The 8,130-nt window shown below is 73.6% G+C and carries 3 protein-coding genes; all 3 read left to right on the top strand.

The genetic code is table 11. The features are described from left to right. The first annotated feature begins 69 nt into the window (after nt 1–69). A complete protein-coding gene (locus ACSNOG_RS06325; protein ID WP_436751540.1) occupies nt 70–1,449 on the top strand; it encodes an MFS transporter in 1,380 nt (459 codons plus the stop codon). Beyond that, nucleotides 1,446–4,937 carry a type I polyketide synthase gene (locus tag ACSNOG_RS06330; protein ID WP_436751541.1) on the top strand — a complete coding sequence of 1,164 codons (3,492 nt, stop codon included), beginning with the start codon at nt 1,446–1,448 and terminating at the stop codon, nt 4,935–4,937. Before ACSNOG_RS06325 ends, ACSNOG_RS06330 begins: the two co-directional genes overlap by 4 nt. Nucleotides 4,938–4,984: 47 nt before the next feature. Continuing rightward, on the top strand, nt 4,985–8,130 hold a 3,146-nt coding region (locus tag ACSNOG_RS06335; protein ID WP_436751542.1), incomplete at its 3' end, for a MupA/Atu3671 family FMN-dependent luciferase-like monooxygenase.

The following is an 8,130-nucleotide window of genomic DNA, read 5'->3' on the forward strand; positions in this document are numbered from 1 at the left end:
GCGAGTGTGAAGACGTGCGCCGTCGACCGCGGTGCCGCCACAACCCGAGCGACCGGAGGGGGACCGCGCGTGGGGCACTTCCGTCTGCTCGTCGTCGGCAACGGCATCTCGGCGTACGGCAGCTACCTGAACATGGTGGCGCTGAACGTCTTCATCTACCACGTCACGGGCAGCGCGCTCACCGCCGGCCTCTTCATGGCCGTCCGCCTGGTGACCAACGTGCTCTCCGGCTTCATCAGCGGCCGCCTCGTCTCCGCCTGCGACCGTAAGCGGCTCATGGTGGGCGCCGACCTCACCCAGGCCCTGGCCCTGCTGGCCCTGCTGCTCGCCCCCGACGGCGCCCGGGTCGGGCTGCTCTTCGGCCTGGCGGTGATCACCGGGTTCTGCTCCACGCTCTCCCAGGTCGCCCTGCGCAGCAGCGTGCCGGAGATCGTCGGCGCCGAGCACCGGGCCCGCGCCAACGGCCTGCTCGTCACCGGCCGCTCACTGGCCATGATCGCGGGCTTCGCCTCGTCCGGCCTGGTCGTGGCCCAGCTCGGCTACTCCACGGCGTTCGCGCTGGACGCCGCCACCTTCGTGATCTCCGCGACGGTGCTGTTCCTGCTGCCCGTACGCACCCGGGCGGCGGCGGAGGCGGGCGCGGAGGCGGCGTCGGGATCGGCCGCGGAGCAGGAGGCGTCGTCCGGCGCCGCGGGCGGCTTCGCCCGGATGCTGCTGCGCACGGCACCCCTGCTCGCCGTGATGATCGCCGTCCGGGCCGTGGACGGGCTGGGCTCCTCGTCCCACAACGTGGCCCTGCCCATCTACTCGGACAGCCTCGACCCCGGCCACCCGGCCACGTTCATCAGCCAGTTCTGGGCCACCTGGGCCATCGGCAACATCGTCGCGCAGCAACTCTTCGGCCGGGTCACGAAGAAGACCGGCCGGACCCCGGGGGAGCGGGCGTTCGCGCTCGGGGCGTGCGTGATGTCGGCGGCGTTCATCGTGGTCTTCGCAGGCCTGCCCACCGTGCCGGCCATCATCGCCGCGCTGGTGGCCGGCATGGCCGACGGCTTCACGGAGATCGTGTACATCTCCCGGCTCCAGGCCGCCCCCGACGCCCAGCGCGGCCGGCTCTTCGGACTGTCGGCCTCCGCCGAGAACACCGGCTTCGGCCTCGGCATGATCGTCAGCGCGGCCCTGCTGGAGTCGTTCTCGCCGCTGCAGGTGGTGGCCGCGTTCCACGGCCTGGCGATCGCCTTGTGCGTCGTCCTGCTGGCCGTGCTCCTGAGGCGTGGCGGCAGGTTCACCCGTGGGGAGGCGGACGGGGCGGCGGGCGGCGAGGGCGTCCGGGCGGCGTCGGCGGACGTGTCGACGGACATGACGACGGACGGGTCGGTGGACGTGTCGGTGGACTTGACCAAGGACGTATCCGCGGACGCATCGACGGCGGAAGGCCGCAGCTCATGACATCCACGCACCACGAAGGCCCCGGCAGCGCCGGAGGCTACGGCGGCACCGTAGGCGCCGGCAGCGCCACGGGCACCGGCGACACCGGAAACGCCACAGGCACCGGTGGCGCCGGAGGCACCCGCGGCGCCGGCCAAGGCATCGCCGTCATCGGGCTGGCCTTCCGGTTACCGGGGGCGGAGACCCCCGAGGAGCTCTGGCGCGTCGTCCGCGACGGGACGGACTGCATCACCCGCTTCACCGACGAGGAGCTTGCCGCGGCCGGAGTGCCCGCCGAGCGCTACGAGGCGCCCGACTTCGTCGGAGCGTCCGGAATCCTGGACGACCTCACCGGCTTCGACGCCCAGCACTTCGGCATGAGCGCCCGCGAGGCCCAGCTCACCGATCCGCAGCAGCGCATGTTCCTCGAATGCGCCCAGCACGCCCTGGAGAACGCGGGGTACCCCGGAGAGCGCGACGGCACCCGGGTCGGCGTCTACGCCACCACGGGCTACCACCTGTACACGCTGGAGACCTACCTCCTCAACAACGTCCTGCCGAGCGTGCCCGCCGACAACTGGATGACGGGCATGCAGATCGTCACCGGCAGCGCCCCCGACTTCACGGCGACACGCGTCGCCTACCGGCTCGGCCTTACCGGACCCGCCGTCAACATCCAGACGGCCTGTTCCAGTTCGCTCGTGGCCGTACAGACCGCGGCGCAGGCGCTGCTCGCGGAGGACTGCGACATCGCCCTCGCCGGCGCGGCGGCCGTCCACGTTCCGCAGGTGCTGGGCTACCAGTACGTCAAGGGATCCATCCTCTCCAAGTCCGGCCGGCTGCGCGCCTTCGACGCGGGCGCGGACGGAACCGTCGGCGGTACGGGCGTCGTCGCCGTCGTCCTCAAGCGCCTCGACCGGGCCCTCGCCGACGGCGACACCGTCCACGGCGTCATCCGCGGCTGGGGCGTCACCAACGACGGGGCGGACAAGAAGGCGTACACCGCCCCCAGCGCGGGCGGCCAGTGCGCCGCCATCCGCCGCGCCCTGGAGCGGGCGGGCGTCGGCGCGGACACCATCGGCTACCTGGAGACGCACGGCACGGGCACCCTCAAGGGCGACCCGATCGAGTTCGACGGCGCGGCGGCCGCCTACCGCCAGGACACCGACCGGACCCACTACTGCGCCCTCGGCTCGACCAAGGCCAACATCGGTCACCTGGACGTGGCCTCCGGCCTGGCCGGGCTGATCAAGACGCTGCTCGTCCTGAAGCACGGCGTCGTCCCGCCGATGGCGAACTTCACCACGCCCAACCCGCTCCTCGCCCTGGACGGCAGCCCCTTCTACATCCCCGGCACCGCCATGCCCTGGCCGGAGGCGGACCACCCGCGCCGCGCGGGCCTGACCTCGCTCGGCATCGGCGGCACCAACGTCCACTTCGTCCTGGAGCAGGCTCCCGAGCCCGCGCCCCGTCCGGCCGCCGCCGCGGCCCCGCCGGACGTCCTCCTGGTCTCCGGCAGCAGCGAGGAGGCGCTGGCCGCCAACGCCCGCGCGTTCCGCGACGCGCTGAGGGAGCGCCCCGGGATCCCGCAGGCCGACTTGGTCACCACCGCCGCGGTGGGCCGTGACCACCGGCGCTTCCGGCTCGCTGCGCGGGGGGCCGACCCTGCTGCGCTCGCCGACGCCCTGGACGCATGGCTTGCCAGTACGGATACGGGCACGGGTACGGCCACTGTGACGACAGGGACGGCGCCGCGCGAGGGCGCATCCTCGGTGGCCTTCCTGTTCACGGGCCAGGCCAGCCCGTACCGGGGCATGGCCGCGGACTTGTACGCACGCTTCCCCGCCGTACGTGAGGTCCTCGACGCCTGCGAGCGCCACTACCGCGACCTCATGGGGGGCTCGCTGCTCGACGGGCTGCTCGGTGGTGCCGGGTCTGTGGGGGCGGATTCCCTCTGGCCCACCGACACCGCCCAGCCCGCCCTGTTCGCGCTGCAGTGCGCCCTGACGCGGCTGTGGCGGGAGTCCGGAGTCGCCCCCGCGACCGTCACCGGGCACAGCGTCGGCGAGTACGCGGCCCTCTGCGCCGCCGGGGCGCTGTCGCTGGAGGACGGCCTGCGGCTGACCGCCGAGCGCGGCCGGCTGATGCAGCGGCTCTGCGCGCCCGGTGCGATGGCGGCCGTACCGCTCACCCGCGAGGCGGCCCTCGCGCTGGCGGCCGAAGTCCCCGGCGCCGAGCTGTCCGTGGCCAACGGTGAGCGTTCGCACGTGCTCGCCGGGCCGGTGGCCGCCGTGGACGAGGTGTGCGCACTGCTGGAAGCGCGCGGTACGCCGGGCGAACGCCTGCCGGTCGACCGTGCCTTCCACACCGCCCTCATGGAACCGATGCTGGAGGACTTCCGGGCGGTGCTCGGCACGGTCGCCTTCCGGCCGACGCGGATCCCCTTCGTCAGCGGGCTCGACGGCACCGTCCGCCCGCCCGGCTGGACCCCGGACACCGCCTACTTCCTGCGGCACACCCGCGAGCCCGTGCGCTTCGACGAGGCGCTGCGCACGATCGGCGGCACGGAGCCCGCGGCCCTGGTCGAGATCGGCCCGCACACCACGCTCAGCGGCCTGGCGCGCCGGGCCCTGCCCGGGGTGCCCGCACTGCCGTCGCTGCGCCGCGGCACCGGCCTCGGCACGCTGTGGGGCGCCGCGGCGGGCCTGTACTGCGCGGGCGCGGACCTGGACTGGCAGCCGCTGCTCAGTGGCTGCGGCGGCCGCCGGATCCCGCTGCCGGGATACCGCTTCCAGCACAAGGACTACTGGACAGGGCCGGAGTTGACGGCCGTACGTACCGGAACACCAGCGACAGATGGAGCCACAGTGGTACAGCACGAGGCAGCGGTCGAGCGGGTCGTCCGAAGCATCATCGAGTCGACCGCCCGGCATCTCAGCCACGACCCGGACGCCATCACCGGCGACACCTCCTTCTTCGACCTCGGCGCCGACTCCCTGCAGATGATCAGCGTGCTGCGCGAACTGGAGCAGGCGCACCAGGTCAAGGTCTCGATGCGGGAGCTGTTCGAGGAGACGGGGACGCCGCGGCGGCTCGCGGAGCTCATCGCGGGGCGGATGCCGTCGGAGGCCCTGGGGGCGGCGGCCGCGCCCGCCGCGCCCGCTGTGGCGCCGGTAGCGCCGCCGGTTGCGCCGCCCGTGGCGGAGCAGCCTGTTGCTCCGCAGCCTCCTGTGCAGCAGTGGCCTGCGGTGCCCGCACCCGTCGTTCCGGCGACCCCCGTTGCCCCGGTGGCCCCGGCTATCCCTGCCGTCCCTGCCGTCCCCGCGCCGGAGCCCGCGGCTCCGCCCGCAGCCCCCGAATACGCCACCCGCCAGGAGCTGGAGGACCTCGCCCACAAACTGCAGCAGATATCGCAGATACAGCTGCAGATGATGTCCCAGCTCTCCCAGCTGCTGTCGCTGCAGACCGCCGCCGCGACCGCCCGCCTCAACGGCACGGTGGCCCGGTGACCGGCCTGGACGCCGCCTCCGCGGCCCTCGAACAGGACCTCGCCGCCATGACCGAGCTCTCGCGGCGCATCGCGGAGCAGATCGGCGGCGGGCCGGCCGGCAGTCCTCCGGCAGGAACGTCGCCGGGCACGGAGAAACCGGCGGGCACGGAGAAACCGACGGGCACGGACAGGCCGCCGGTCGCCGGTGAGGCAGCCCCGGGCGCAGCGGCCGCCGGGGAGCAGGGCGCCGCGCCGCGGCGTGTCCACGGCCCGCGCGTGACCGTCTCCCGCGCCTCCGGCATGGTCCAGGGCGGCGCCCCGCGCTCGCAGCAGGACCACCTCGACGACCTGGTGCGCCGCTACACCGCCAAGACGCCGACGTCCAAGCAGATCGCCCAGCGTTACCGCCGCGTCCTCGCCGACAGCCGCGCCGTCGTCGGCTTCCGCAGCGGTACGAAGGAGATGCTGTACCCCATCGCGGGCCGCCGGGCGAGCGGCGCGCGCCTGCAGGACGTCGACGGCAACGAGTACGTCGACATCACCATGGGCTTCGGCGTGCTCCTCTTCGGGCACGAGCCGGCCTTCGTCAGCGAGGCGGTGCGCGAGCACCTCTCCCGCGGCATCCAGCTCGGCCCCCGCAACGTCGAGACCGGCGAGGCCGCCGAGCTGCTGGCCGGGATGACGGGCATGGAGCGCGTGGCGTTCGCCAACTCCGGTACGGAGGCGAACTCCGCGGCGATCCGCCTCGCCCGCTCCGCCACCGGCCGCAACAAGATCGTCACCTTCCTCGGCGCGTACCACGGCCACGCCGACACCGTCCTCGGCCGCTCCTCCGGCGGCCCGGACGCGCGGGTCACCGTGCCCGTCTCCCGCGGCATCCCGGACAGCGCCGTCTCGGACCTGATCGTCCTGGAGTACGGCAGCGACGCCGCCCTGGAGGCCATCGCCCGGCAGGCCGGGGACATCGCCGCGGTCATCATCGAGCCCGTGCAGAGCCGGCACCCCGCGCTGCAGCCCGTCGAGTTCGTACGGAAGCTGCGCGAGCTGACCACCCGCCTCGGCATCGTCCTGATGTTCGACGAGATGCTGACCGGCTTCCGCCCCGCGCTGCGCGGCGCCCAGGAGCTCTACGGCGTCACGCCCGACCTCGCCACCTACGGCAAGCTGCTCGGCGGCGGCTTCCCCATCGGGGCCATCGCCGGCCGCGCCGACATCATGGACGGCGTCGACGGCGGCTACTGGTCGTACGGCGACGACAGCTACCCGCCCGCGGACACCACGTTCTTCGGCGGCACGTACATCCAGCACCCGGTGTCGATGGTCGCCGCGCGCGCCGTCCTCACGCACCTCAAGGAGCACAGCCCGCTGCTGCAGGAGCGGCTCAACGCCCGTACCGGCGAGATGGCCGCCTCGCTGAACGCGTTCTTCGAGGCGGAGGAGTTCCCGCTGCGGATGAGCCACTTCGGCTCGCAGTTCCGCTTCGACCACCGCGCCGACATGGAGCTCCTGTACCACCACCTGATGCTGCGCGGCGTGCACGTGTGGGAGTGGCGCAACTTCTTCCTCTCCACCGCGCACTCCGACGGCGATCTCGCATTCATCGCGGACGCGGTCAAGGGGGCGCTGCGAGAGCTTCGCGGAGCGGGCTTCTTTCCGGGCGCCCGGCCGGTAGCGCCGGCGGCGAAGCCTTCGGCGGCGGGGTCTTCGGCCGCCGGGTCTTCGGCTGCGGACGGCGCGTTCTTGGCGGAGCTGGTCACCGTAGCCGCGAAGGCCCCGGAACCGGCGTCCCCGCCCCGGGGTTCGGCCGACAGGCCCGGCGCACAGGCGGCCCCCGCACCCGTCACCGGCGCCTCCGGGGAACCGAAGAAGCACGTTGCCGTCGCGTCCATGGCCTGGAACGCGGCCGCGGCCGTCGCCCCGGCCGCGCCGCAGGCAACCCCCCGTACGCCGGACTTCAGCGTCTACTTCTTCGGCGACTACCCGCAGGGCGCCGACGCCGACGCCGGTACCGATGCCGACGCCGGTGCCGGTGTCGGCGCCGCACCCCGCGAGGGCAAGTACGAGCTGCTCCTGGAGACCGCGCGGTTCGCCGACCGGAACGGGTTCCACGCCCTCTGGATGCCCGAGCGGCACTTCCACTCCTTCGGCGGGCTCTTCCCCAACCCCGCCGTGCTGGCCGCCGCCCTCTCCCGGGAGACCTCGCGGATCCGGCTCAACGCCGGGTCCGTCGTCCTGCCGATCCACGACCCGATCCGGGTCGCGGAGGAGTGGTCGATGGTCGACAACCTCTCCGGGGGCCGGGTCGGCATCGGCATCGCCAGCGGTTGGCACGCCAACGACTTCGTCTTCTTCCCCGAGCGCTTCGGGCGCCACAAGGAGGCGATGTACGAGCAGCTGGAGCAGGTGCGGCGGTTCTGGCGGGGCGAGGCGCTGCGCCGGACCAGCGGTGACGGCGAGGCCGACGTACGGCTCTTCCCGCGGCCCGTTCAGGACGCCCCGCCCATGTACACGGCGGTGGTCGGCAACCCGGCCTCGTTCGAGCTGGCGGCCCGGCACGACCTCGGCATCGTCACCAACCTGATGACGCAGAGCGTCGAACAGTTCGCGGAGAACGTCGCGCTGTACCGCCGTACCCGCGAGCAGCACGGCCTGGACCCGGCCACCGGGCGCGTTGCCGTCCTGCTGCACACGTACCTCGCCGGCCGTCACGACGTCGCGCGGGCCGAGGCGTACGAACCCCTGTCGCGCTACATGCGGGCGTCCCTGTCGCTTTTCGGCGGTGTCACCAACAGCCTCGGGCACAACGTGGACCTCTCCTCGCTCAGCGAGGACGACCTCGACGTGGTGTTCCGCCGCGCGTACGACCGCTACTGCGACCAGCGGGCGCTGATCGGTACGGTCGACAGCGTCTCGCCCGTGGTGCGGACCGTGACCGAGGCCGGTGCCGACGAGATCGTCTCGCTCGTGGACTTCGGCGTCGCGCCCGGCGAGCTGCGGGCGAGCCTGACCCACATCGACGCGCTGCGCCGCCGCCACCGGCGGGGCGCGGAGCAGGCGGCGGCCGCAACCCCGGCCGAAGCGCCGGCTCCGGCTGCGGCCGCCGCTCCGGTGTCCGTCCCCGCCGTCGTCCTCACCCCGGCCCCGCGTCCAGCGGCGTGGCCCGCACACCGGGCAGCTCGAAGCGGAAGGGCTCGCTGCTCTGGAACTCGGCG

The organism is Streptomyces sp. URMC 124 (genome assembly GCF_051386455.1).
Classification (GTDB): Bacteria; Actinomycetota; Actinomycetes; order Streptomycetales; family Streptomycetaceae; genus Streptomyces.

Coding starts and splice junctions, on each gene's coding strand:
- ACSNOG_RS06330 (WP_436751541.1), top strand. CDS start 1,446: ATGACATCCACGCACCACGAAGGCCCCGGCAGCGCCGGAGGCTACGGC.